Origin of the sequence: Phyllobacterium trifolii, assembly GCF_014192095.1 — a bacterium.
Classification (GTDB): domain Bacteria; phylum Pseudomonadota; class Alphaproteobacteria; order Rhizobiales; family Rhizobiaceae; genus Phyllobacterium; species Phyllobacterium trifolii.
Genome location: NZ_JACHXN010000014.1, coordinates 39,671 through 65,123 on the forward strand (window position 1 = coordinate 39,671; position 25,453 = coordinate 65,123).

18 protein-coding genes and 1 tRNA gene are annotated in these 25,453 nt (G+C 55.6%); 9 read left to right on the plus strand and 10 right to left on the minus strand.

Features of this window, described 5'->3' with window-relative positions; translation table 11 throughout:
• Positions 1-99: 99 nt before the first annotated feature.
• The 5 genes from preA to FHS21_RS19860 form a co-directional block, all read right to left on the minus strand.
• Positions 100-1,410: an NAD-dependent dihydropyrimidine dehydrogenase subunit PreA gene (gene preA / locus FHS21_RS19840; RefSeq protein ID WP_112529600.1), complete on the minus strand. Its 1,311-nt coding sequence runs from the start codon at positions 1,408-1,410 to the stop codon at positions 100-102.
• An 11-nt stretch (positions 1,411-1,421) separates the two neighbouring features.
• Positions 1,422-2,879 carry an NAD(P)-dependent oxidoreductase gene (locus FHS21_RS19845; RefSeq protein WP_183663734.1) on the minus strand — a complete coding sequence of 486 codons (1,458 nt, stop codon included), beginning with the start codon at positions 2,877-2,879 and terminating at the stop codon, positions 1,422-1,424.
• Positions 2,880-3,094: 215 nt separating this feature from the next.
• A complete protein-coding gene (locus tag FHS21_RS19850) occupies positions 3,095-6,127 on the minus strand; it encodes an alpha-L-rhamnosidase-related protein (RefSeq protein ID WP_112529604.1) in 3,033 nt (1,010 codons plus the stop codon).
• Positions 6,128-6,377: 250 nt separating this feature from the next.
• The gene (locus FHS21_RS19855; RefSeq protein ID WP_246411120.1) at positions 6,378-9,452 is read right to left on the minus strand and encodes an efflux RND transporter permease subunit; all 3,075 of its coding nucleotides are present in this window, start codon (positions 9,450-9,452) and stop codon (positions 6,378-6,380) included.
• Between the two features lie 72 nt (positions 9,453-9,524).
• The gene (locus tag FHS21_RS19860; RefSeq protein ID WP_112529608.1) at positions 9,525-10,679 is read right to left on the minus strand and encodes an efflux RND transporter periplasmic adaptor subunit; all 1,155 of its coding nucleotides are present in this window, start codon (positions 10,677-10,679) and stop codon (positions 9,525-9,527) included.
• 270 nt (positions 10,680-10,949) lie between these two features.
• Here FHS21_RS19860 and pncB point away from each other — a divergent pair, with 270 nt between their 5' ends.
• Entirely contained in the window at positions 10,950-12,257 is a 1,308-nt protein-coding gene (gene pncB / locus FHS21_RS19865) for a nicotinate phosphoribosyltransferase (protein ID WP_112529610.1), read from the plus strand.
• Positions 12,258-12,347: 90 nt separating this feature from the next.
• Here the strand turns inward: pncB and FHS21_RS19870 are convergent, their stop codons facing one another.
• On the minus strand, positions 12,348-13,364 hold the full coding sequence (locus tag FHS21_RS19870; RefSeq protein ID WP_112529745.1) for a LacI family DNA-binding transcriptional regulator: 1,017 nt from the start codon (positions 13,362-13,364) through the stop codon (positions 12,348-12,350).
• 420 nt (positions 13,365-13,784) lie between these two features.
• On the opposite strand from FHS21_RS19870, the gene FHS21_RS19875 reads away from it, so the two are divergent.
• Complete coding sequence (locus tag FHS21_RS19875) at positions 13,785-14,372, plus strand: hypothetical protein (protein WP_112529612.1); 588 nt, start codon at positions 13,785-13,787, stop codon at positions 14,370-14,372.
• A 68-nt stretch (positions 14,373-14,440) separates the two neighbouring features.
• On the opposite strand, the gene rpsA is transcribed toward FHS21_RS19875, so the two are convergent.
• From rpsA to aroA, 4 genes are all read right to left on the minus strand, one after another.
• The gene (gene rpsA, locus FHS21_RS19880) at positions 14,441-16,141 is read right to left on the minus strand and encodes a 30S ribosomal protein S1 (protein ID WP_112529614.1); all 1,701 of its coding nucleotides are present in this window, start codon (positions 16,139-16,141) and stop codon (positions 14,441-14,443) included.
• 122 nt (positions 16,142-16,263) lie between these two features.
• The gene (cmk, locus tag FHS21_RS19885; protein ID WP_246411121.1) at positions 16,264-16,920 is read right to left on the minus strand and encodes a (d)CMP kinase; all 657 of its coding nucleotides are present in this window, start codon (positions 16,918-16,920) and stop codon (positions 16,264-16,266) included.
• A 317-nt stretch (positions 16,921-17,237) separates the two neighbouring features.
• A complete protein-coding gene (locus FHS21_RS19890) occupies positions 17,238-17,564 on the minus strand; it encodes a hypothetical protein (RefSeq protein ID WP_112529616.1) in 327 nt (108 codons plus the stop codon).
• A gap of 21 nt (positions 17,565-17,585) precedes the next feature.
• Complete coding sequence (gene aroA, locus FHS21_RS19895; protein ID WP_112529618.1) at positions 17,586-18,935, minus strand: 3-phosphoshikimate 1-carboxyvinyltransferase; 1,350 nt, start codon at positions 18,933-18,935, stop codon at positions 17,586-17,588.
• A 243-nt stretch (positions 18,936-19,178) separates the two neighbouring features.
• Here aroA and FHS21_RS19900 point away from each other — a divergent pair, with 243 nt between their 5' ends.
• The 7 genes from FHS21_RS19900 (at position 19,179) to FHS21_RS19930 (ending at position 25,200) form a co-directional block, all read left to right on the plus strand.
• Positions 19,179-19,562 (plus strand): TIGR02300 family protein, encoded by a 384-nt coding sequence (locus tag FHS21_RS19900; protein WP_112529620.1) that lies wholly within the window; start codon positions 19,179-19,181, stop codon positions 19,560-19,562.
• A gap of 163 nt (positions 19,563-19,725) precedes the next feature.
• A tRNA-Ala gene (locus tag FHS21_RS19905) sits at positions 19,726-19,801 on the plus strand.
• A gap of 101 nt (positions 19,802-19,902) precedes the next feature.
• Entirely contained in the window at positions 19,903-21,588 is a 1,686-nt protein-coding gene (locus FHS21_RS19910) for a DUF6538 domain-containing protein (protein WP_312879904.1), read from the plus strand.
• Between the two features lie 790 nt (positions 21,589-22,378).
• Positions 22,379-23,707, plus strand: coding sequence for a hypothetical protein (locus FHS21_RS19915; protein ID WP_183663738.1), 1,329 nt, complete (start codon positions 22,379-22,381; stop codon positions 23,705-23,707).
• Between the two features lie 4 nt (positions 23,708-23,711).
• On the plus strand, positions 23,712-23,870 hold the full coding sequence (locus FHS21_RS19920; protein ID WP_183663740.1) for a hypothetical protein: 159 nt from the start codon (positions 23,712-23,714) through the stop codon (positions 23,868-23,870).
• Between the two features lie 89 nt (positions 23,871-23,959).
• Positions 23,960-24,157 carry a hypothetical protein gene (locus FHS21_RS19925; RefSeq protein WP_183663742.1) on the plus strand — a complete coding sequence of 66 codons (198 nt, stop codon included), beginning with the start codon at positions 23,960-23,962 and terminating at the stop codon, positions 24,155-24,157.
• Between the two features lie 653 nt (positions 24,158-24,810).
• Positions 24,811-25,200: a hypothetical protein gene (locus tag FHS21_RS19930; protein WP_183663744.1), complete on the plus strand. Its 390-nt coding sequence runs from the start codon at positions 24,811-24,813 to the stop codon at positions 25,198-25,200.
• Positions 25,201-25,453: the final 253 nt, after the last annotated feature.

Genomic DNA, 25,453 nt, shown 5'->3' on the forward strand with positions numbered 1-25,453 from the left:
ATGTTGCTACCTGCTGCATTTTCACTGCGCCGGACTTTTCATATTCCGCCCCGGTCAGTCAATAGATGCGCTGTCGCAGCCCCTAATCGAACCCGGCGCTCACTCGGCGGCCAGCTTCGCCATCGGATTGTTCGGATGCGTGGTCCAGTTGGCGTAATCCGGCTGGATCGGCATTTTGGTGCGCGGATCAACGCCTGAAACCATCGGTTCCATGGTGATGCAGTTTTCAACGGGGCAAACACTGACGCAGAGGTTACAGCCGACGCATTCCTCGTCGATGACTTCGAAGTGCCGTGCGCCATCGACCATCGATGTGATCGCTTGATGCGATGTGTCCTCGCAGACGATGTGGCAGCGACCGCATTTGATGCAAAGTTCCTGATCGATCTGCGCCTTGGTAATGTAGTTGAGGTTGAGGTACTGCCAGTCGGTGACATTCGGCACGGCGAGGCCCTGGAAGTCGTCGATGGTACGGAACCCGCGGGAATCCATCCAGTCGGAAAGACCGGAAATCATTTCCTGCACGACCTTGAACCCATAGGTCATGGCTGCCGTGCAGACCTGTACATTGCCGCAGCCGAGTGCGATGAATTCCGCCGCATCGCGCCAGGTGGTGATACCGCCGATGCCGGAAATCGGCAGACCGCGTGTTTCAGGATCGCGGGCAATTTCCGCTACCATGTTCAGCGCGATCGGCTTGACCGCCGGGCCGCAGTAGCCGCCATGCGAGCCGCGTCCGTCGATCGTCGGGTTCGGGGCAAAGTTATCGAGATCGACTGAAACAATCGAGTTGATGGTGTTGATGAGCGATACGGCATCGGTACCCCCGGATTTGGCGGCGCGCGCAGGTTTGCGGATGTCCGTGATGTTCGGCGTCAGCTTGGTGATGACCGGCATGCGGGTATATTGCTTGCACCAGCGCACCACCATTTCGATATATTCCGGCACCTGGCCGACGGCGGCGCCCATGCCGCGCTCGGACATGCCATGCGGGCAGCCGAAATTCAACTCGATACCATCCGAGCCAGTAGCTTCCACCAGCGGCAGGATGGCCTTCCAGGCTTCCTCCTCGCACGGCACCATGATCGAGGCGATCAGGGCGCGATCTGGCCATTTCTTTTTCACCTCGGTCATTTCCCGCAGGTTCACTTCGAGCGGGCGATCGGTGATGAGTTCGATATTGTTGAAGCCAAGCAGGCGCCGGTCCGGACCGTGAATAGCGCCATAGCGGGGTCCGTTGACATTGACGACAGGAGGGCCTTCTTCGCCCAGGGTTTTCCAGACAACGCCGCCCCAGCCGGCCTTGAAGGCGCGCTCGACATTATAGGCCTTGTCCGTGGGTGGAGCAGAGGCGAGCCAGAAAGGGTTCGGAGATTTGATGCCGAGGAAATTCGTTGAAAGATCAGCCATGGCGGTTTCCTTTAGCTGACTAAATGACTTGGATGATTGGGTTGCTGTTCCGGAACCGACGTGCCGTCCGAATTATCAGCCATGATGGCTTCGACGAAGCCGCTGACCTTTTCCGGTTGTTGCATTAGCGTACGGTGAATTGATTCAGCCGCTATCTTGCCGTCCTGTACGGCCGCGACGGTCAGATCCTCGCCGTCTGCAACACAATCGCCACCGGCCCAGATGCCCGGGATCGAGGTTCGGCCCTCATCGTCAACGCTGATACGGCCGCGCGACAACGCAAGGTCAGCCTCGCCAAGGATTGCTTCAGCGGGTGTCTGACCTATCGCCTTGAATATCTGATCGCTGGCAAGCGTGATGCTCTCACCTGAAACGCCAAGGCGGCCGTCGGTCATGACGGTGTAATCCAGCGTTATGCCGCAGACCTCGCCATGTTCGTTGCGGGTCAGCGCGCGAGGCTGCAGCCAGTGGCGAATGATCACGCCATTCTTCAGCGCGAGTTCCTGTTCGAAATCACTGGCATTCATGTTTTCCGGGCCACGCCGATAGGCGATAATGACATTCTCCGCGCCAAGCAGTTTCGTCTGCACCGCGACGTCAACCGCGGTCATGCCGCCGCCGATGACGATGACATCCCGACCGACAGGAATTTCCGACAGATTGTCGCTCTGGCGAAGCACCGCAATGTAATCCACCGCATCGATACAGCCGGCAGCGTCTTCGCCCTCGAGGCCAAGGTCGTTGACGCCCGGCAGCCCCATGCCGAGAAACACTGCATCGAAACCTGCCCTTAGCGCATCGAGACTGATATCGCTCCCGAGAGCCTTGTCGTTCTGAATGGTGATGCCGCCGATTTCGAGAATGAAGTCGAGTTCTTTCTGGGCGAAGTCGTCGACGCTCTTATAGGCGGCGATACCATATTCGTTGAGGCCGCCTGCCTTGGGTCGCGCTTCGAAAATAGTCACATCGTGACCATGCATAGCCAGACGGTGGGCGGCGGACAGACCCGCTGGTCCTGCCCCGACGACCGCGATGGATTTGCCCGTAGGCTCAGCGCGCTTGAAGGGATGCTGGCCATTGGCCATCAAATGATCGGTAGCGTAACGCTGCAACAAACCGATCTTCACGGGCTTGCCTTCCGCCACTTCGCGTACGCAAGCCTGCTCGCACAACGTCTCGGTGGGGCAGACGCGGGCGCACATGCCGCCAAGGATGTTTTCGGAGAGAATGGTCTTGGCAGAACCGGTTGGATTGTCTGCAGCGATCTCGCGAATGAACAGGGGAATATCGATGCCGGTCGGGCAGGCATTCATGCAGGGCGCGTCATAGCAGAAGTAACACCGATCCGATTCGACGAAGGCTTCATGCCGGCTTAACGGCGGATGAAGATCGGCAAACACTTCCGTATAGGCGCCGGATGCAAGCCGCCCGGCCCTGACGTCACGGATTCCAGAATCCATCGATCCCATGAAATCTCATCTCCTCGTTTGGACTGCGTCCAGTTCCCATGGATCAGCAGTCGATGGCCGGTATGTCCGAACCTGTACGGAAGAATGGCAGATTTTCTCGGAAGGTCAAATTTTTTATCAAACGGTCAATAAATGAGGTCGTCGCGGCAAAACGCAAAAAGAGATGGCCCAAACGTGTCGGGCCAGCTCTGTGTTCGGAAACGAAGTCCTATCCCTCAATCGGCCATACGCCGCAGTATCAGCTCAGTGATATTGGCCCGGTTCGATATGCCCCCCGCACCACCGCTGCCGCTATAGGTTGAGTTTGAGGCGAGATAGGACATGTTGTAATAGTCACTAAACTTGATTTTGTAGGATGTACCGGCCGTCAGTTTTGCCGTGGCAGGGGTGGATTCGCCCCAGGTATCCCAGTTTGGCAAATGCGGCATGACCACGACGCCTTTGCTCGGAGCCTGACTCGCGCCCGTTATCTCCATTTGCTTGACTGCCGCTGTTACCCCGGTATTCACAGGGCCAAAGCCGTTACCGTAGCGTAAGAGAATATGATAGCTGCCGCTGACTGAGGGCGTGAAGGCGAAGGTCAGCTCCTCGCCAGGAACGCCCCAGTCCGACCATGCACGGCGACCATGGTCATCCTTCAATTGCGCGCGTGAACCTGCAACAGAATTGTTTGTAGCATTATCGGCGCCTATAAACGTCAGTCTTCCATTGCCCCAATAGCAAGCGGGATTTGTACGTTGCGATACATTCCTCAATCCAGTGGTAATTTGCTCCTCCGGCGAATAGCACAATGTCCGACTGTTTGCGTCGAGATTGCTTTTATCGTCTTTCCATCCGCTACCAGTTACTTTGGCCGCAACCAATTCTCCATTGCGGTAAACATTGATTGTAGTAGGATATAGTGACGGCTTCGCCGTCCAAGACAATTTGACCAATCCGTCCACGTCTTTTTTTGCTGCCCAGTCGTCTACGGTTAAGTCAAGATTGAGCGGTTCAGGGCCGTAGAATTCGTCAGCTTTGGCAATAAGTGCTGTCCCACCGTCGGTCTTGTTGTCAATCAAGCCGATTACAAAGACATTGACCCTGTCCTCCTTCAGATCGGATGAAGGTGTGTATCTATCCAAATCAATCTGGGCGCCGTTCAATTCTGCTGTTGAGATTGAGTAATATCCATCATTACTTGTACCAACTGCTGGCAAATTCACTTTTATCGTGATTTTCTTGCCGCGATAAACGAGCTCCTTCAACTGCAGCTGACGGGCACCATTAAAGATGGTCTTGTGCATTTTTTTGGTGATGAAAGGCTGGAATCGGATGCCCGTCATATCGACGTCACGCCCGAAGACAACGTCGAGAACTGAGCCGATATAGCCGCCAACCGACCATAATTGCTTATCGGAATCGATGTCCGGGCGGTCCTCAGCCTTATCTGCTGTCACCGCAAGCTTGGTGAATTCGAAATTCTCCATGTTGGACAGGTTCAATGCAGCGCCGTTGATAAGCGTATCGAAGTTGTGATTGACCACGTCGGAATTTTGCCCTTTGGCCGCGGCCTTGATCAGATAGCTGGAAGCAAACGGCCAAATCGCCCTGTTATGATAGACCTTCACACCCCGCATCTGGGGCCAGACGACCGGAGCACCGGCAGCTGTGTGCGGATAATTCTGCAGGATGCTTGTAGTCTGGGCGTTATCGGCAATGCCATCTTGAATAGCCAGCGCCTCGCCCAGCAATTCGTAGCGTCGCACTGGGGCCTGATCGAGCTCGGTGGTCTTCATCATGCTGAACATGCCGGCGTCCTTCAACCAAAGTTCGCTCTTTATCTTTTTTTTCAACTCATCGGCCCGGCCCGCATACGTGGCGGCGTCTGAAGTTTTGTTCAGTTCGGCAGCCATTTTGGCCGCAACGTCCAGGATCTTCCAGTGATTGATATTGGTCGACAGGGTTTTCGACATTGCGATATGAACGACACTATCCTTTATCCAATCGGGATAGGTCTGCTCGCGCCAATCGAGGAACGAGGTTTCGCCGCGATAGAGCCCGTCGCGATCGTCATAGGCAGCAAGGCGGTCACTTTCGATGGTGTTGCTAATGGCCGTGTAGGCCGTGGCCAAGAAATCGGCGCGATCCGTGCCATCGAGATATTTCAACAGTTCCCACGCGGCACGCGCCCAGACGACACGGTCCGTGCTGACCGGCCAGCTGCCGCCACTGCCGGTGTCCTGAACGATCTCGGTCGTCCCGGCGCCAGGCCCGGTTGTATTCCGATGCGTCGAAATTTTGAACAGCAAGCTGTTTTTGGCAACCTGCGGGTTGATCTGCGCGAGACCAAGATCAACCGCATAGGCAGTGTCCCGTGTCCACACATAGGTCCACTCGTCACCTGTCTGGTAGCAGCCAATAGCGCCGCCACAGGGTACGGGATTGCCGTTATTGTACGAGCCATCCTTGATGGAGGTCGCGGTCAGTTCCCTGGCTTCCTGTATTGCCAGGGCAAACAGCCCGTCAAACATCTGACTGCCCGTGCGGATCATCGGGGCGTCTGCCCGTTCCGTAATTGTTAGTTGTTTACCTTTGTTCGCCTTTCGTTGGTCTTGGGTGGTCGTCAACTGATAGGTGCGCAGACCCGAAACCGGCTCGGCAGTGGTGATCCCGGCACTGCTGCCATTCCAATCCACACGCTTGATGCCATCATCCCGATTGACGGGATCGGTAGCGGGCGGAATCTTTAAAACGACGCATTTGTCGCCTTCGAGGGTTCCCGTCTGGCATACGAAGGTCACAGCTGGCTTGACGACGCATTTGCCGTCTTCAAAGGTTCCAGTCGCACATCTGCCGGTGACCACTTCGGGTTTGACGACGCATTGTTCGCCTTCGAGGGTTCCCGTCTGGCATACCAAGTTCACAGCTGGCTTGACGACGCATTTGTCGCCTTCAAGGGTGCCGGTCTGACATACCTGAGTTACAGCAGGCGTGACGACGCATTGGCCGTCAACGAGCGTTCCCGTCTGGCATACCGTGATGGCGACAGGCGTCACAACGCATTTTCCGTCGATCAATGTGCCCTTCTCACATGGGGTCGTAACCACTTCCGGCGTGATGACGCACTTGCCATCAACAAGGGTGCCTGCGCACGAGACAAAGGTTCCGGACCCATCGTCCGTACCCGCTGTTTTGTTTGAGTCATTGCAGCCGGCCAGCATGAAACAACATGCCAAGGCTCCCAACAGCATTCGAAACGAAGCCATGATTCCTCCCAATATGAATAAAAAATGCTTCTCTTAGAAATAGTGCGCATGCAGTAACGACCGGCCATCGACATGCATGTTACCCGCACGATGGCACAGACTGTAGAAAAGAGTTTTGGAGGTTCCTCCCGAGGAAACCGCGCGATTTTGGCTATAGGTGCAACGGAACGCCGTCAATAATACGATAGTCAAAGAAATTCGGAAATCGAGCCGATTAGCGCAACTTGACGTCCGAAAACTCGGATCGCGACTATTCAGCGGCCAAGGGCGGTTGCGAAGCGACTTCCAGAAGTTCGCGGTTGAGCCGCGCTTCTTCCTCGGCTTTCGGCTTGGAGAAGCCGGCCAGCAGCAGATAGGCGACTGGCGTCAGGAAGAGCGTCGAGGCTGTTGCCATGCCTAGACCGCCGACGATGACCCAGCCTAGGGCGATGCGGGCCTCGGCGCCTGCACCGCTGGCGAGGACAAGCGGCACGCCGCCAAGAATGGCGCAGAGCATGGTCATCACGACAGGGCGCAGGCGGATGTTCGAGGCCTCTTCGATGGCTTCTCGTACATTCCTGCCCTGATCACGCAAATGATTGGCAAATTCGACGATCAGGATACCGTTTTTCGCCATGATGCCGACGAGCAATACCAGTCCAATTTGACTGTAGACGTTCATGCTCGTGCCGGTCATGACCATGGCAAAGACAGCGCAGGCAAGGCCCAATGGAACCGTAGCCATCACAACGGCTGCACTGATAAAGCTTTCAAACTGCGCTGCGAGAACCAGTAGAATGATCAGGATGGCAAAGCCGAAAGTCGTGACCATGCTGGATGAATTTTCCCCCAGCGTCGCCGCTTCAGCCAGCGGAATGATGCGATAGCCGGAGGGCAGCAAGGGCGCGGCGACCTCCTGCACGGTCTTGTAAGCATCGCCGAGTGCAAAATCCGGTCTGAGGCTCGAGGTGATGGCGACCGAACGCATCTGCTGTTCGCGCGTCAATGCCGGTGGAACTGCGACTTCGGTGAGTTTGGCAATCGTGGACATCGGGACGAACCGGCCATCGCCGGTGCGCAGGAACACGTTTTCAAGGTCTGTCGGATCATTTATGGGATTTGTGCTCGATACGAGTTTCACATCGTAGGAACGATCTTCGATATAGACCGAGCCGACTTTATAGCCGTCGAGTACCGATTGCAGCGCTTCGGCCAGGCCAGTAATATTGATATTGAGATCCGAAGCGCGCTCGCGATCGATCGACACGGCCAGTTGCGGCTGGGTCGGCTCATTGGTCAGACGCGGACGATCGAAGCGGCTGTCCTTTTCAAGCTCCGCCACGATCTTGGCGGCGGTGGTTCCGAGCTCGGCATAACTGGTGCCGACGACAGCAAATTGCAGGCCATTACCGGCACCGCGGATACCAAGCGAGTTTGGCTGCGCGGCAAAAACCTGGATGCCTGGAATGTTGCGGACCCGTTTTGAGACGTCGGCAAGGATCTCCTGCTGACTCCGCGTCCGCTCTTTCCAGGTGGCGAGACTGAGGACCATGAAGCCACGGTTGGTATTGCCATTCTGGCCGGCGATCGAGAACGTATTCTGGATTTCGCCATTATCGCGTAGCGGCTGGATCAATTGCTCGATCTGACGCATCTCGTCACCGAGATATTCCAGACTGACGCCCTGCGGCGCGGTAATGCGCAGGAAAGCGGAAGCTCGGTCTTCGACTGGTGTCAGTTCCTGCTTGAGAAGGGAAAACGCGCCAAACGCCGCGCCGGCAAACAGCACCGAGACCACGACAACGATCCACGGGGCGGCAAGGCAAACATGCAACATGCGTTTGTAAAGATTACCAAACCAGCTTCCGACACGAGCCACCCGTCCCGGTGTGTGGGTGACATCCTGATGCTTGGCCTCACTTGCACTGAGCAAGCGGGAAGCTAGCATCGGGCATAGCGTCAACGCCACCACAGCGGACAGAAGTACGCAGATAGCCAGAACGAAACCAAACTCGCGGAAGAGCCCTCCGGTCTGGCCAGGAAGGAAGGATAGCGGCACGAAAACAGCCGCGAGCGTCACCGTCGTCGCGATGACTGCAAAGAACACTTCCTCCGTGCCGAGAACTGCGGCAGCGCGTGGCCCCATGCCCTGATTGCGGCGGCGCACGATGTTTTCCAGCACCACGATCGCATCGTCCACCACCAGACCGGTCGCCAGCACCAGGGCGAGCAGCGTGAGGATGTTGATTGAGAAACCGGCAAGATAGATAGCAGAAATGGTGCCAATCAGCGCTACCGGCAGACTGACAGCCGGGATAAGGGTCGCGCGAATGTCCCATAGGAAGAGGTAGATGATCAGGATGATAATGACGACAGATACGCCGAGCGCAATTTCCACCTCATGTACCGCGCCATTGACGAAGTCGGCATCGTCGCTTGTCACGCGGATGTCGACACCCTCGGGTAGCGTTTGCTGCAATTGCGCGACCGCGGCGCGAACGCCTTTTGAAATATCGAGCGTGTTGGATTGAGCCTGGCGGATAATGCCCAGACCAATGCCTGTCTTGCCATTGGCACGCAGAATCGAGGTGCCGATGTCGGGGCCCATCGTCACCGTGGCCACGTCGCGGATCTTCGTTTGACCTTTGATGATGATGTTTTCGAAGTCTTCCGGCGTTGATACGGGAGCCGTTGCACGAACGACGATGCTCTGGTCATTGCTGTTGAGCTGGCCGGCAGGGGTATCGAAGGCCATCGTCGTCAGCGCGTTGCGAATGTCCGCGATGTTCATGCCGAGGCTGGCGACCTTGCCCTGATCGATGTCGATGCGGAATATCTTGCTGCGGTTGCCATTGACCTGAACGTCGGCGACGCCCGGAACCGAAGCGAGTACATCCTCGATCTGGTCTTCGACGAGGACTGTCATGTCCTCGACCGCCATGGTGTCCGAGGTGACGGCAAGGCGCATCACCGCATCGGAATTGGCATCGGCTTTGACAATACGCGGCGGGTCGGCCTCATCGGGCAATGTGTTGGTTATGCGGCTGATGGCATCGCGCATGTCGGCCGCGGCAACGTTGAGGTCGACGCCATCATTGAACTCGACGGTTACGCGGCTGCTGCCGAACGACGAACTGGACGAAATCGACTTGACGCCGGAAACGCGCGATACAGCGCCCTCGATCGCCGAAGTCAGCTCCCGGTCCACAGTCTCGGCGGCGGCAGACTCGAAGTCCGTCGAGACCGTGACCACCGGGCGGTCGACATCGGGCAATTCGCGGACATCGACGCCATACCAGGCGGCAAGACCCGCGACGACGATCAGGGCATTGAGCACCAGGGCCATGACGGGTCGACGAATGAAAAGTGCGGTAAAACTGGAATCGTTCTGTCCGTTTGACGTGCTCACCGCTGGACCTCAGCCCCGTTCGCCGACGGAAGCAGTTGGCTCCGCGCTGGTATTGGCCTCTGGAGCCGGCTGTCCCTGAATTTGGACAAGACCGTCCTGACGGACTGACTGCACGCCTTCGGCCACAATCTGATCGCCGGGCTTTATGTCGGCATCGACCAGCACATAGGCGGTGTTGCGCTGGACAACCCGCACCGGAACGCGTGTCGCCTTGTTATCGTTAATCCTCCAGACATAGGCGCCCTCCGTACCCCACTGAACGGCGAGGGGATCAACAGTCGGGTAAGTGTCCCCCGGAAAGCCGACTGCCATCTGGAAGGCCATGCCTTCGCGCAAGGCGTCATTTGGATTGGTGATTTTCGCTTGAACATGCAGCGTACGGCTCGTCGGATCGACACGGTTATCGATAGCGCTGATGGCACCTTTGAAGGTTTCACCGGGGCGGGCGATCGATGTTGCTGTCACCGGCAAGTCGATTGATATGGCCGGCGCAAAGCGTTCAGGCACCCAGAAATCAACCAGAAGATCGGAGCGGTCATCGATCATTGCGACGGTGGTCGATATAGTGATGTAGTTGCCCGCATTGATAGGCAGGATGCCGACAATGCCACCAATCGGGGCCTTGATTGCCCGGCGGTCAAGGGCGAGTTCCGCCTCGCGAACGTTGAGGGCGGCATTATCGACCGCCAAAGCTGCTTCGGAAAGCTGAACAGCGGATACCGTGTTGCTTGAACGCAGGCTTTCCGCGCGCTTGAGCTTCGTCTGTGCGTCCCTCAGTGCTACCCGCGCTTTGTCGACAAGGATGCTTTCGGCTTCTGAATCAAGACGGGCAATCACATCGCCGCCTTTTACTTTGGTCCCTGACGTGACGAGAATTTCGGTCAGGCGCCCGGCGGTGAATGGAGTAACTGCAACGGAACTCTTGGCCTTCCCAGTGCCAATGGCCGACAATTTGTCGTTGATTTTCGCTTCAGCCGCAGCACGGACGACGACGAGCGGCAAAGCCTGTCCACCGCGACGCTGTCCCTGACCACCCACGGGTTCGGTTGCTGCGGTCGAGTTGCGATCAATGCCAGCCTTCGAGCTTGGATAGAAATACAGCCAGCCAGCTCCAGCAAGAACCAGAATCAGCACGGCAAAAATCAGTTGCTTCGAAAGCCGCATATATCACTCCAAAAGGCCGGTCCCGCACAAGCAGAGCCAGCACAAAATGATCATATCCCAACGCGCAAGTCAGCGCGAACGGTTGTTTGTAATGCAGAATAAGGGGGTTTTACCTAACCGTTAATGACAATTCCGTTATGTTACAAATATTTAATGGAGTAAGCACGGCCACTCGATCCGCCGAAATTAGCCGGATTTGCTTGTCACTCCTTGAAGGCCCGGTTCGGGCGTGCAACATGACGGGCGGAAAATTCGCAAGGAAAGCAGTCAATGGCGACGAAGACCGATATCGCACGGCGCGTGTTCAACCACACGTTCAAGCTCGATCCGATCGTCCGCAGCCTGCTCGACACGGATTTCTACAAGCTGCTGATGCTACAGATGATCTGGGGCGTCTATCCCGAAGTGGATGCGACATTTACGCTGATCAACCGCACGAACAAGGTACGGCTTGCCGAGGAGATTGACGAACAGGAATTGCGAGAGCAGCTCGATCACGCGCGGACAATCCGCTTTTCCAAAAAAGAAATGATCTGGCTCGGGGGTAACACCTTCTATGGCAAGCGCCAGATATTCGAACCGGACTTTCTCGAATGGCTGTCGAACTTCCAATTGCCGGAATACGAGCTGACGAAGCGGGACGGACAATACGAACTGAATTTCTACGGGCCGTGGATGTACACGACGATGTGGGAGATACCGGCGCTGACCATCATCAATGAGCTGCGTTCGCGTGCTGCCATGAAGAAGATGGGCCGGTTCGAACTCGATGTTCTCTATGCCCGCGCCAAGGCCAAGATGTGGTCGAAGGTGGAACGGTTGCGTGCACTCCCCGACATCAAAATTTCCGATTTCGGCACGCGTCGTCGCCATTCCTTCCTTTGGCAACGCTGGTGCGTCGAAGCCCTGAAAGAAGGTATCGGCGAAGCCTTTACCGGTACCAGCAATGTGTTGATGGCAATGGATAACGATCTGGAAGCGCTCGGCACCAACGCACACGAACTGCCTATGGTACTTGCTGCATTGAGTACCACCGACGCAGAGTTGCTGAAATCACCCTACAAAGTTTTGCAAGACTGGAACCGCTATTATGGCGGTAACCTGCTGATCGTCTTGCCGGATGCGTTCGGAACGGCAGCGTTTCTTCGTGACGCGCCGGACTGGGTGGCGGACTGGACAGGTTTTCGCCCGGACAGTGCGCCTCCGATCGAGGGAGGAGAGAAAATTCTTGCCTGGTGGCGATCAAAGGGCAAAGACCCACGGGAAAAGCTGCTGGTGTTTTCCGACGGGCTCGATGTCGATACGATTGAGGAAACCTATCGCCACTTCGACGGCAAGGTGCGCATGAGTTTTGGTTGGGGCACCAACCTTACAAACGATTTCGAGGATTGCGCGCCACGCTATAACGATCAGCTGAATGCGATTTCACTGGTGTGCAAAGTCAGTGACGCCAATGGGCGACCGGCCGTGAAGCTGTCGGATAACCCGAAGAAGGCAACTGGCGATCCGGCGGAGATCAAACGTTATCTAAAATTGTTCGGGGCAGAGGACCGTGTGGAACAGGTCGTGAAAGTCTAGGATCTGTTTACATTCACGCCATGACGGCCTGCAAATGGCGCTTTTTGTGCAATCCGGGCTCATTCAACAGACCTTGGAGCAGATTTGACGTCAAGCCGACATGCGCAACATGATTTCGGCGTTTAGAAGGATACGCTGGTCGGCGGGAATCTCGATCTTCGCTTCGTCGTTTTCGCCGAGCTTGTCGAACAATAGCTTGATGGCCAACCTGCCGATTTCATTGTAGTTCTGCGCGACGGTCGTCAGTGGGGGGCACATATAACGCGACAGCGGCTGGTCGTCATGGCCGGCAACGCGCAGGTCGCAATCCGCGCCACGCCCTACCTTGAGGCCCGCTTGGTAGGCGGCAGCCACTACGCCGAAAGCGATACGGTCGGTGGCGCAAAGCACGGTCTTTGTCGGAAAACCGCCCTCCCTGAGGATGCGAGTCGTCGCATCGAAGGCAAATTTTTCGAACTCCCAGGTCAAACCCGGATCGACCTTCACGAAGCGGGGTTCGAGGTTCAGGTTCTTCATTGCCTCGTTATAGGCGTCCCGCCGCTCATAAGCGTTGCTGTTAACCGGAGACATGCCGAAATAGCAGGGCTGGTCTCCGGACCGCGTCAGATAGTCTACGATCAGTTTGAAACTTTGCCGGTTGTCGGTGCCGACGAACGGCGACGTCGCATCAAGCGGTGAATCGACGTAGATGAGTGGAATTGATTCGCCGAGCTTGGCCAGCTTGTCGTGATGCGACTTTACGCCGAGCGGTCCAATAATGGCACCCGCGACGTTCATGGACTTGAAGGTCTCGATGGCACGTTCTTCAAGCTCCGGCTTGCCGTCAGAACTCAAAACGAAAGCCAGATAACCGGTCTGTTCGGCGATGCCTTCGATGCGCCGCGTTAGCGCCATGTAGAATGGGTCGGTCGAATTCGGAACGATGATACCAAGGATATTGGTGCGGCGGCGGTTGAGATTGACGGCGAATATGTTTGGCCGGAAGCCGGACTTCTTGATGGCCGCTTCGATGATGTCGCGGGTTTTCTTGCGCACCGAAGTGGGGTCGTTGAAATATTTAGACACAGTGGGGCGCGACAATCCTACAAATGCAGAGAAGTCTTCCATTGTCTTGATCGGCTGATTCACCGCGGCATTCCTTTTTACAATCCCTTGCTCATTCCAAAAACCGTATGCCGGCGAAGAAATTGCGAAGGACATTTGCAATCATTGCTGAAAACTACGCCGACGCAATACATCTCATGATTGATATAGGGCCACTCTTAATGGTTGAAAATTTACAGCATGAGTGACATGCGTCAAGATTTTATTTAAACCGCATCAATTAGATAGAGCTATTTGCGGTTCGCTCGTCCTCCTCAACGCACCACACCAAAAAGTTTTCTCGTTCAATCATTAAAGTTTACGTATGATAACTTGCGCCAAGCTGACGTCGCTGAAATGGCATGCGAGGTTGCATTGGGTTGCTACTCCAGTAGCATGTGACCTCTGATTGCAAACATCGACAAGCGGCAACGGGAGGATGCAATGGAGGGCGGTATTCCGAATCCGGAAGTCTTCACGCACGTACGCGTAATTATCGGTATCGTACTTGGCCTGAGCGTCTCGCGTTTGCTGACCGGCATCGCTCGTATCATCCAGCACCCACAGCGCAAGAATATCTATGTGGTGCACCTTGGCTGGGTGTTGTTCGCTTTCCTCACGGTCGTCCATTTCTGGTGGTTCGAGTTCTATCTACATGCGCTGGTTTTGTGGAAATTCGAGGCATATCTCTTTGTCATTTTCTTTGCCAGCCTGCACTTTCTTGCGTGCAGCATGCTTTTCCCCGACAGCATGGAGGGCTATTCTGGCTATGAAGATTATTTCATGTCGCGAAGAGCCTGGTTCTTCGGAATACTGGTATCCATATTCATTTGCGATTTTCTCGACACCGCCATGAAAGGCATGGCTCATTTTCGAACACTCGGAGCAGAATATCCCTTCCGCAACCTCTTCCTGATCGCGCTTTTCGGATTGGGAATTTATGTTCGCCGGCAAAAAATCCAGCTGGTCGTACTGGCTTTGGCACTTGTTACGCAGGTGGCGTTTATCCTCGTCCAGTTCGATACGATTTGAATTGAACAAGAAAAACCCGCCGGCTCGCACCGGCGGGTTTCATTTGTTTCGAGATCAGGAAAAAGAACTTAGTTCTTGTCGCGGCTCTTCAAAGCGGCACCGAGGATGTCGCCGAGTGAAGCACCGCTATCGGTCGAACCGTACTGGGCAACAGCTTCCTTCTCTTCGGCGATTTCCAACGCCTTGATCGAGACCTGCAGCTTGCGAGTCTTCTTGTCGAAGGCGATGACGCGGGCGTCAACCTTCTGACCAACCGTGAAGCGTTCCGGACGCTGTTCGTCGCGATCGCGGGACAGATCAGCGCGGCGGATGAACGAGTCGAGGTCATGATCGACCAGACGCACTTCAAGACCACCATCGGTGATGCCCGTGACTTCAACAGTAACAACCGCGTTTTTGCGCAGTTCACCCGACGTTGCGGCTTCACCGACCTTGTCACCGGTCAGCTGCTTGATGCCGAGCGAGATGCGTTCCTTCTCGACGTCAACATCGAGAACCTGCGCCTTCACAACGTCACCCTTATTGTACTCTTCGATGACCTGCTCGCCTGGACGGTTCCAGTCGAGGTCGGAGAGGTGAACCATGCCGTCCACATCGCCGTCGAGGCCAATGAACAGGCCGAACTCAGTCTTGTTCTTGACTTCGCCTTCGACGATCGTGCCGACAGGGAACTTGTCTGCGAAGGTCGTCCACGGGTTGTCGAGTGTCTGCTTGAGGCCGAGGGAGATGCGGCGCTTGACCGGATCCACTTCGAGAACAACGACTTCGACTTCCTGTGTTGTCGAGAGCAACTTGCCCGGATGCACGTTCTTCTTTGTCCAGGACATTTCGGAAACGTGGATAAGGCCTTCGATGCCCGGCTCGATCTCGACGAACGCACCGTAGTCGGTGATGTTCGTAACGGTACCAGTGATCTTTTTGCCGATCGGGTACTTCGCTCCGATACCATCCCAAGGATCGCTTTCGAGCTGCTTCATACCGAGCGAAATACGATGGGTTTCCTGGTTGATACGGATGATCTGTACCTTGACCGTCTGGCCGATGGACAGGATTTCCGACGGATGGTTGACGCGGCGCCATGCCATGTCGGTCACATGCAGAAGACCATCAATGCCGCCGAGGTCAACGAACGCACCGTAATCGGTGATGTTCTTGACGACGCCTTCAACGACCTGACCCTCTTCGAGGTTCTGGACGATCTCGGAGCGCTGTTCAGCACGGCTCTCTTCAAGAACGGTACGGCGCGATACAACGATGTTGCCGCGGCGCTTGTCCATCTTGAGGATTTCGAAGGGCTGCGGGTTGTGCATCAGCGGGGTAACGTCGCGGATCGGACGGATGTCGACCTGCGAGCGCGGCAGGAAGGCTACGGCACCGTCGAGATCGACGGTGAAACCACCCTTGACCTGATTGAAAATCACACCATCGACGCGTTCGCCGCGGTTGAACTTCTCTTCGAGACGGACCCAGCTTTCTTCGCGGCGTGCTTTTTCACGCGACAGAACCGCTTCGCCGAGGGCATTTTCGATGCGCTCGACATAAACTTCAACGATATCGCCAGGCTTGAGCGAACCGTCCTTGGCTTTCGCGCCGAATTCCTTCAGCGGAACGCGGCCCTCGACCTTGAGGCCGGCGTCGATGATCGCCATGTCTTTTTCGATGGCGACGATACGGCCCTTGACGACATAACCTTCAGCAAGGTCATTGGTGGCAAAGGACTCGGCGAGAAGAGCTTCGAAATCTTCGCGCGTTGGATTGGCTTCAGACATAAATACTCCTGAGTGTCCGGAAAACTCGTCGGACACAGCACCGGTGGTTCGTGTTTCGGTTCACCTGCATGCCAACCCGCCCATTGAAGGGCAATCCGGTGCGTGGGTCGGTTGCAGATGGTCTAATGCGTGTTCTTCGCGAGCGCCTGATCAATCAGGGTTTTAGCGCTAAGAAACGCGGTCTCTATATCCATTTCCGTCGTATCTAGCAAGTGCGCGTCGGCAGCGGGCTTTAACGGCGAATCGGTGCGCCCCATATCGCGGGCATCGCGGCGCGTGAGATCTTCGAGAATCGCCTCATAATTGGCACCGCCGCCATTGGACCTGATTTCATCATAGCGTCTTCTGGCGCGTGCCTCGGGTGACGCTGTAATGTAGAGTTTCACCGGCGCATCGGGGCAGACCACCGTACCGATATCGCGTCCGTCGAGCACAGCACCGGGCGAGCGCTCGGCGAAACTGTGTTGCATGGCAACAAGTGCACGGCGCACTGCCGGCATGACAGCAACCTTTGATGCCGCCTCGCCAACAGCGTGTGCGGACAGGACTGCGCGATCAAGCTTCGTCAGATCGACGCTACGCGCCGCCTTTTCAGCGAGAAATTCATCGTCCAGCGGCATGTTCTGATCCATCAAAGCCTTGGCGACGGCGCGATAGGTGAGGCCCGTATCCAGGTGATGAAAACCATAAGCCTCCGCAATCCTGCGGGCGAGCGTTCCCTTGCCGGAAGCCGCAGGACCGTCGATGGCGACCGTAAAGTGCGTCTGCGGTGTTGGCAGATCCTTTTCGTCCTTGTCGAACAGCCATTGTCCGAGCGCGAAGAGGAGGTACGCCGCAGCCAACACGAGGGTGATGATAGGCGTGATCCCGATTGTGACGAAGGCAAAGCCACCGAGCGTCGTTAACATGGATTCCAGCCAGTCGGGCATGGAAGTTGCAAAATTCTGCAGCAGCGCGTCGATGCTGAAGATCAGCACGAACTGAAAGACGAACAGCCAGAACAGCAGCGCAAACAGGCCAAAGCGAACCCGCAGACCGAACCGTTCGATCACATAGGGAATGGCAACGACGGTAAATGACGTCAGCAGGAAAAACATCAGATGATCCTTCTCTTGCCCATGAAATAACCAATACCGTATCCGGCGATCGATCCAAGTGCCGGCGGCAGCAGCAGAAACTGGAATGGTATCCATTCGCTTGTATTCGCCGCCTCAGCACCGGCCGAGACATTCCACGCATAGAGGAAGATGACCGTCAAAGGAAGAAGGACGCGAAATATCGTGCTGGTTATACCCGGCCATGGTGCGGGCGCCGTGCTCGCGACCGTGCCGCAATAGGCGCTGCGTCCTGCCCAGACAAGGAAGGGCACGCTGGACATGGCATACAGGAAATATACGGTGAGACGCGATATGAGCTCGGTCATCGCTGATTTTCTAGCTCGTTTTCAGATTTCGAGTTCGGAAATCTCCGCACCCATTCCCGTCATCATGTCCATAAATTCCGGGAAGCTGGTAACGATCATGGTCGAATCGTCTATCGTGACGGGCTTTTCGGCGGCGAGGCCGAGGACAAGAAAGCTCATTGCGATGCGATGATCGAGATGGGTTTCGACGCTGCCGCCGCCAAGCCCCTTGCCATCCGGGCGGCCACGAACGGTCAACGTGTCATGACCCTCGGTGCAATCGGCACCATTGGCCTTGAGGCCGTTGGCAACAGCCGAAAGCCGATCGGATTCCTTGACGCGCAGCTCTTCGAGCCCGTTCATTACAGTCTCGCCGGTGGCAAAGCAGGCCGCGACCGCAAGTACGGGATATTCGTCGATCATCGATGGGGCGCGGCTCGCGGGCACGTGGACGCCGTTGAGTTCAGAGGCGCGAACACGCAAATCCGCGACGTCCTCCCCACCGGCGAGGCGCGCATTGAGTATCTCTATGTGAGCGCCCATCTCCTGCAGCGTCAGGATAAGGCCGGTGCGTGTCGGGTTCATCAACACATTGCGAATGGTGATATCTGAGCCAGGCACGATGATGGCCGCAACCAGCGGAAAAGCCGTGGACGACGGATCGCCCGGTACGTCGATGGTCTGGCCGGTCAGCTTGCCCTGACCCTCGATGCGGATATGGCGCACGTTATCCCTGTCGGTATCTACGGAAAGGTTGGCGCCGAACCCTTGCAGCATCTTTTCCGTGTGATCGCGCGTCATGACCGGTTCGACGACCGTTGTAATGCCAGGCGTATTGAGCCCGGCGAGTAGCACGGCGGATTTCACCTGCGCTGAGGCCATCGGCACGCGATAGGTAATCGGCGCTGCGACCTTCGGACCGCGTAGCGTCAGCGGCATACGGTCGCCTTCCGCGGCGGACACCTGGACTCCCATTTCACGCAAGGGATTGAGCACGCGACCCATCGGCCGCTTCGACAATGAAGCATCGCCCACGAAGGTGGTCTCCATGGCATATGTGCCAACCAAACCCATGGTCAGGCGCGCACCGGTGCCCGCATTACCGAAATCGAGCGGCGCTTCCGGCGCAAGCAGGCAGCCATTGCCGGTTCCCTGAATGACCCAGACATCGCCTTCCTTGGCGATTTTCGCGCCCATCGCCTGCATGGCGCGGCCCGTATTGATGACGTCCTCGCCTTCGAGCAGGCCGGTGATGCGTGTTTCGCCGGAAGCGAGCCCGCCAAACATGAAGGAGCGGTGCGAAATCGATTTGTCGCCGGGAATACGGATATCGCCGGAGAGAGCCTGTGAGCGGTGGGCAGTGGCGGGTTTTGGCGGCGCGGAATGGGACATGGGGAGGATCAATCGCGATAAAAGAAGGTCATTGGGATGCGGGCATCCTACTAACACAGCTTGCCAGTACGGTCATCTTGCAAATTCAATGATTGACACAAGCTTTTTTCGCTTTGACAAATGCGTCGAATTGCGTTTATGGACCGCAAATTCATTTTTGATGAGTATCGGCATGAACGGTTGGGGCAAATAGGGTCCTGATACCAGCCGGTCGCAGGCGAGCGCAGCAAGACGAGGCAAAACGTGGCGAATCCAAAACTTGGCACCAAGCGAGTTGACCCGGAGACCGGGCAGAAATTTTACGATCTGAATCGCGATCCGATCGTTTCGCCCTATACGGGCAAGAGCTATCCGCTCAGCTATTTCGATTCCACCGCTTCGTCCGCGCGCGAAGAAGAGGAAGAGGTCGAGACGGAAGAACTCGACGTTGCACTCGAGAAGCCGGAATTCGTCGCACTTGAAGAGGCCGACGCCGAAGGCGACGACGTCCCGGATATCGGGGATGACGACGTCGAAGTCGAGGACACCGATGACGATGACACGTTCCTTGCAACCGACGAAGAAGATGAGGATGACGATGTCACCGATATTCTTGGCGGTGGTATCGGCGACGACGACGAGAATTGATTTTGATTTGTCCCTGTTCACCGAAAATATCCGGTGAACAGGACTTGATCTTCCGGACGGCGGGCGATAAGTACCGCCATCCTTGCGGAAGCAAGAGGCAAGGTTCCAGACCTTGCTCGACAGTTTACCGGATCATCCGGTGGCCTAAACGGCCATTTTGAATGGGGCCATAGCTCAGCTGGGAGAGCGCTTGCATGGCATGCAAGAGGTCAGCGGTTCGATCCCGCTTGGCTCCACCACTAACCACTCATGTGGTTGATTTTCCTAAAAAGTATTTGATTTCAAGGCCATAGTTTGTCAATTTGGTACACGAAAGTGGTACACAAAGTGCGGGCATGCGTTGTCTAGAGCCGAGAACCTTCAACTGAGGGGCAGCATTTACTGGTTGCGCCTTCGAGTTCCCGATGAGCTACGCCCATTGGTCGGCAAAACAGAAATCAAGAAATCCCTCAAGACCGGTGACCTGAGAGAAGCCAAGCTTCGCGCGCGCTACGAGCGCGTGAGGCTGGATGCGGAATGGGAGTTATTGCGGGGAAGGCTGCGGCTAAAGCGTGACTATAGCCTATCGGATCGGGAAATCTGGTACCTCGTGTCTAAGTGGTTCGTCGAGGAAGAGAAAAAGAACACTAGTTCTACGGATACCTACCCCTCAGTTGACGATGCGCACTATGACTACGCTATGTCTACATCTTCGGAGCACGTGGCGCCCGCCGTTTATCAGACGGCGAATGCGATATTGGTCGAACGGGGGTTAGAGTTTGATCCGTCCTCAGATGACGGCTTGCGCCTTCAAAGAATTCTACATCCCGCCATCATAGAGATAGCGAAACGTGACTATCAGCGGAGTGTACCCGGAGCGCAGGTAAGCCTTGATCCTCAGTTTGCAGCGCTCTCGGCCCAGACGGCTTTGCCACCGGTTGCAAAATTCACGTTGAAGCGATTGATGGAAGAATTCCGGAGCGATGCCACGAGAACGCCGCTCGCGGGAAAATCGGCAAAAAAACGGGACGCCCAATGGGAGATAATCAAGGCCTTCTTTGCCGAAGAGACGCCGCTTGATCGCATCGACCGGTTGCGAGTGCGGGAGTTCATGGCGCTTATTGCAAAATTGCCGAGCAATGCCTCAAAGCACTTTCCAGACGCCACGATTTTTGAAGCCGTCGAGTTTGGGGCGGATAAGAAGTTGCCGGTTCTCTCAATAGATACCGCCAATGGATATTTGCGGCAGTTGGGTGCATTGTTTCGGTTCGCCGTAGACGAAGGGTTTGTCGCGACGGACCCTACAAGTGGGTTGTTATTTCGCGGCGAAAAAGTACGGGCGAAAGATCGGCGCGATCCATTTACCGTGGATGAACTCATCAAGATATTTGGCGCACCTATTTACACCGGTTGCGTCGATGATGACTATGGGTATGCCAAGCCGGGTCCGAATATTCCCCGTCGCGGTAGATTTTGGGTTCCGCTTATCTCGCTCTATACAGGAATGCGTCTTAATGAAATCTGCCAGCTGACCCTTGATGATTTCGTAGTCGAAGACGGCGTGGACATTATTCTTATTCGTGGCGACGATGACGGAGAGACCAAGCGGATCAAGACCGCCGCCGGTCAACGGTTTATTCCCGTCCACAGTGAACTCCGGCGTATCGGCCTTCTTCGTTACGTGACCGCACGCCGTAAGAAGGGTTTGGCGACAGATGTCCTATTTCCGGAATTGCCGCTCGGCTCCACCGGCTACCGTTCTGACCCTTTTTCCAAATATTTCGCTCGCTTCCTAGATCACATAGAAATCAAGGATAAGAAAAAGGTCTTCCACTCCTTCCGCCATTCCTATCGCGACGCGTTGCGCGAAGCTGACATATCCATTGAAAAGGTGCGCGCGCTCGGCGGATGGTCAGGAAAGAACACAGAGGATCACTATGGCAGTGGGCTCCGCGCCAGCACGCTAGCCGAAGCTATCGAGGATATCAGGTACCCCAAATTGGACCTTTCACACTTGTACCAGACGAATACTAGAGCCGTTTCTTAGTGAGAAATTGCAACGGGTTGCAAAATCTCATTCCGCGCGTTGGTGTATTTTCTGGCCAAATGGGCCGACACAACTTCTAAGTCTCCTAAACTTTGGATTTTGCAACTCGGTGCAAACCTGAGCGAGCGCCCCGACTTGTATGAAGGGCTGTCGCAAACACGAGTACATCAGATTGATGGCGGGTTACTTGCGGCAGCTATACGCGCGATATCATCGCCTCACCAGCGCTTGTCGAGGGATTGTAGCTCTTCTCGTTCTGGGCCGTGTTACCGCCTCACAGACCGGGCAGGCGTCTGCTCCTCTTTCTCCTGCGACACTTCACTCGCGACGTCAACGTAGTCGCGGCTGTTCGATGCTCGTGGAGGACTGAGGGCAATGATACCAGTAGAGTTCGCGTCAGTGCCGGGAGTCGGGGTGTCGATCATTTTCCAGCCTGGGGCGGGTCACTACGCCTCTTGCAACGGGTTGCAAAGATTTACCGAGACCGACTTTTTGCATGGTGCTAATGCTGTTGACGAAGAGAGTGTATATTGCTTAATGCTGTAGCAATCTAAATATAAACAGTATTACCGAATATAGCAGGGTTGACGGTATCTAGCATTTCGGGCGTGCATGATGTATACTTTCACAAGTCGCATCATTTTAGCTAAGAGATACCAAAATGACAGCCGTTAGCTCACGGAAAGTTGTCCTGTTAAGCCCTTCAACGCGTTCCGAGTCAGGCAGCGGCGACCTATCCGATCTCGGAAATCCGAGGGTACAACAGACTATTATCAGGAAGTTCAATCGCGTGTGGCGCAAGCATTTGCAGCCGCACGAGTTCTGTATGCTGTCCTTCATTCTGGACGCAACGATCAACTGGGGCTTTGCTAGCCGCCTGTTCACATCCCGCTTTGTCGGGCATGGCGACAACGCCCATTGCGGTACCGGCATGACCGACCGCACCATCCGACGCAACATTGCCGCCCTCGAAGAGAAGGGTGTCATCATCGTGGATCGCTCCGACATGACCAAGGGTCTGCGGATCACCCCCAACGTTTACTGGAACCCGGAGGAACTAATGCTGTCCGTTCCTAAAAGGCTGAAAAACGCCGAAGAGAGTGTCACGTACAAATCCGATAACGGTCTGACAGATAACGATTTTACCGGAATGACCCCGGACACGCATGTCGCCTCCCCCCGGACATCGGTGTCCTCCCCCCCCGGTCATCCACGTCCGGACATTAAAGATGATTTTCTTCAAGCTGATTTCTCTAAGTCGAAAGAACACCTCGCCCCCGGCAAGCCGGAGGCAGGTAGGATATTTTCGGAGAATGACCTTTTCCCGGAGACCACTCCGGAAAGGGCAGAGCCTTCTTCCCGGAAGAAAGAAACCTCCTCCCCGATTGCGCGCGCCCCCTCCTCCGATGGCTGGAATGATCCGAAGCCGGTCAAGGTCGAGCCGCACCGCAGCCTTTTGAAACCCGGTGCAATCGAGAAAACCTTCCGCCGTGCCTTCGAGACCGAGAACGAAAATATCTCCGGCGCGATGCACATCGCTTGGACGTCGAAGGAACAACTCAAGGTCAAATCGGCGATACTCAACAAATGGAAGCGCCCCGCCGAAGAGTGCCACGATTTCTTCGAGTGGCTTGTCCGGGACTGGTTTGAAATCCGCATTGCGCTGTTCGAGTGGCTGGAGAAGAACGGCAAGGAAGGTGCTCCGGCCCGCCCGCACGTTGCGTTCATCATCCGCTGGAACGCCGCCCTGATCGACTACTGGGACCGCCGCGCACAGAAGGCACGCATCAAGGGTCTCGATAGCCGTGAAGAACAACGTCTCGCCCTGCTTTCCCTCGAAGGCAAAACCCGCGAAGAGGCCCTGCTCATCATCGCCGAGGAACGTGCCACGGAAAAAATGCGGGATGAGAATGCCAAGTCGGTTGCCGCCGCCCGTCAAGCCCACGGTGCCGCCCGGATACTGGAAAAGCAGCTGGTCGAGCGTCAGCGCTGGGGTGTGCACAATCCGCACCCGTCATCGCAGATCGCCCAGCAAATGCGGCAAGTGCCTGTCCCCGTCTCCGACGAGGCCCTTCCGACCATAGAAGAACTGATCAACACCCCTTTCCGCGAAGAGTAAGACCATGACCGATATGCAAGCAGCCATTGAAAAAGAGATCACCGAAGGTCGTCGCAAAAGCCTCCTGAAGGCCGGGGTTGGTGCTGCCTATCTCGACCGTAATCTCGCCAGTACCTCCTCCGGCGAGGACGTCGCCAGCTGGATGCGCAGCACTAAACGCTGACTGGATGCTTAATGATGTTCTCGAAGCAGAGCAGCGATTTCGCACGCAACTGCCTCAACTCGCGATTAGAACCTGAAAGGACAACTACAATGGAATCCAGACTTCATATCGTCGTGCCGTTAGACCTAGTTCATAGAGTCGATGAGGCTGTTCTCTTGCGCAGAAAAAAGACTGGAAGAGCAGTCTCCCGCAACGCGACGATTAATGAGCTTTTAGCCGATGCACTTGCCGCCGAAGAGCACCGGCTCAATGCAGCCAAGGCATCTCATTCCAAAACAGGTGTTTAAAAATGGGAGAAGTCACGGAAATGACCGCAACCGCTTTGGTATCGTCATATCTGATTTCCGGCCTTTTCTATTTTACCTTGATGCGGAGGTCCGTATCGAACGACGGAGTAGACGACATGTTAGATGCCATGCTTTCTCCACGCCCTGATGCTCGGAGTCTTTCCGCACTGGCGGTGTTCACTTTCTTCCTATTCTTTTGGCCTGCTTTCTTCATTGGTGCGTGGATTTACGAGCATCTTTTCCGGGGTCGATAAGCGTTAACTGTCCTGAACTTGAAACTGGTTGCAAAATGCTGGATCGATAAACCTGTTCGGATTTTGCAACCAGTTTCAATGTTCCTAATGCTTGTCTTCCGAAATCCTTGCGGGATCACAAACGTCATCATTGACAGACGTCGGTCCACTGGTTGAAGAAAGAACTGGCGCAATACGCAATGCGCTGGGGTGTGGAAACCTCAATGGTTCGGTCGGTACCAGCCGAAATGGTACCAACTCCTTGACCTATGGTCGGGGAGCCTGCGGCGTATGCAACAGGTTCTCCGAACTAAAGGCCGTAGGACCGTAACCATTCGGTTTCCAACTCCCCGATCACCAAGATCAGGAGGAACGTTTTAGCGGGGGCGCACCGCGAACGATTGCCGAAGGGAAAATGTAGTGAATTTATGCCGAACGTTGGCTGTTCTGTCGCTTCTCTTAATCCCGGTTCAAGCAGTGGGCTTCGCCACTCCGGCGCTCGCCGAAGAATTGCGTTGGCCGACCGACACCGAGAGGAGCCAGATTGTAGCGGCAATCCGTGATACCTTCCCCGACCCCTATTCAATCCGTGATGCGGAACTGTCGCAAATGCTGGCGTTCGATCAGGGCGGCTTCGTCTGTCTCTATGCCAACTCAAAGAACAGGTTTGGCGGCTATAGCGGCAGGCAGTACAGCATCGTTGGCGTGAGATTTGCCGAAAAGCGCGCCGAGATTCACCCAGCAGTCGCAGACGACATAGAAGCCTGCAAGAAACTGGCCTTCCGCGCGTTCGCAGAACTTTCCCGCTGATCAGGAACTGGTTGGTCTTGTCAGGATAGATAGGCTAGATCGTCCCATTTTCCGGATCAAATGCAAACCATTCCCGTTCGTTAGGCTGCCATGGCAAAGTGTCGCGACCGGGTCCAATTCTACCTTCGATTAAATGTCAACATAGCACCAGAAGCGGTCCTTGCTTGCTAAGGAGCAAGCGCGGCAATCAAATTTTTGGCCGAGGTTGTCCATCTTCTTGTACCTCTCACTATAACTATGAGATTTGGAACGA

What these genes read in the sequence shown, in the direction of transcription:
- FHS21_RS19845 (WP_183663734.1), bottom strand. Translation starts at nt 2,879, where the DNA reads ATGGGATCGATGGATTCTGGAATCCGTGACGTCAGGGCCGGGCGGCTT.
- FHS21_RS19890 (WP_112529616.1), bottom strand. Translation starts at nt 17,564, where the DNA reads ATGACCGAGCTCATATCGCGTCTCACCGTATATTTCCTGTATGCCATG.
- FHS21_RS19875 (WP_112529612.1), top strand. Translation starts at nt 13,785, where the DNA reads ATGGAGGGCGGTATTCCGAATCCGGAAGTCTTCACGCACGTACGCGTA.
- preA (WP_112529600.1), bottom strand. Translation starts at nt 1,410, where the DNA reads ATGGCTGATCTTTCAACGAATTTCCTCGGCATCAAATCTCCGAACCCT.
- pncB (WP_112529610.1), top strand. Translation starts at nt 10,950, where the DNA reads ATGGCGACGAAGACCGATATCGCACGGCGCGTGTTCAACCACACGTTC.
- FHS21_RS19920 (WP_183663740.1), top strand. Translation starts at nt 23,712, where the DNA reads ATGACCGATATGCAAGCAGCCATTGAAAAAGAGATCACCGAAGGTCGT.
- rpsA (WP_112529614.1), bottom strand. Translation starts at nt 16,141, where the DNA reads ATGTCTGAAGCCAATCCAACGCGCGAAGATTTCGAAGCTCTTCTCGCC.
- FHS21_RS19860 (WP_112529608.1), bottom strand. Translation starts at nt 10,679, where the DNA reads ATGCGGCTTTCGAAGCAACTGATTTTTGCCGTGCTGATTCTGGTTCTT.
- FHS21_RS19925 (WP_183663742.1), top strand. Translation starts at nt 23,960, where the DNA reads ATGGAATCCAGACTTCATATCGTCGTGCCGTTAGACCTAGTTCATAGA.
- FHS21_RS19855 (WP_246411120.1), bottom strand. Translation starts at nt 9,452, where the DNA reads ATGGCCCTGGTGCTCAATGCCCTGATCGTCGTCGCGGGTCTTGCCGCC.
- aroA (WP_112529618.1), bottom strand. Translation starts at nt 18,935, where the DNA reads ATGTCCCATTCCGCGCCGCCAAAACCCGCCACTGCCCACCGCTCACAG.
- FHS21_RS19850 (WP_112529604.1), bottom strand. Translation starts at nt 6,127, where the DNA reads ATGGCTTCGTTTCGAATGCTGTTGGGAGCCTTGGCATGTTGTTTCATG.
- FHS21_RS19870 (WP_112529745.1), bottom strand. Translation starts at nt 13,364, where the DNA reads ATGGAAGACTTCTCTGCATTTGTAGGATTGTCGCGCCCCACTGTGTCT.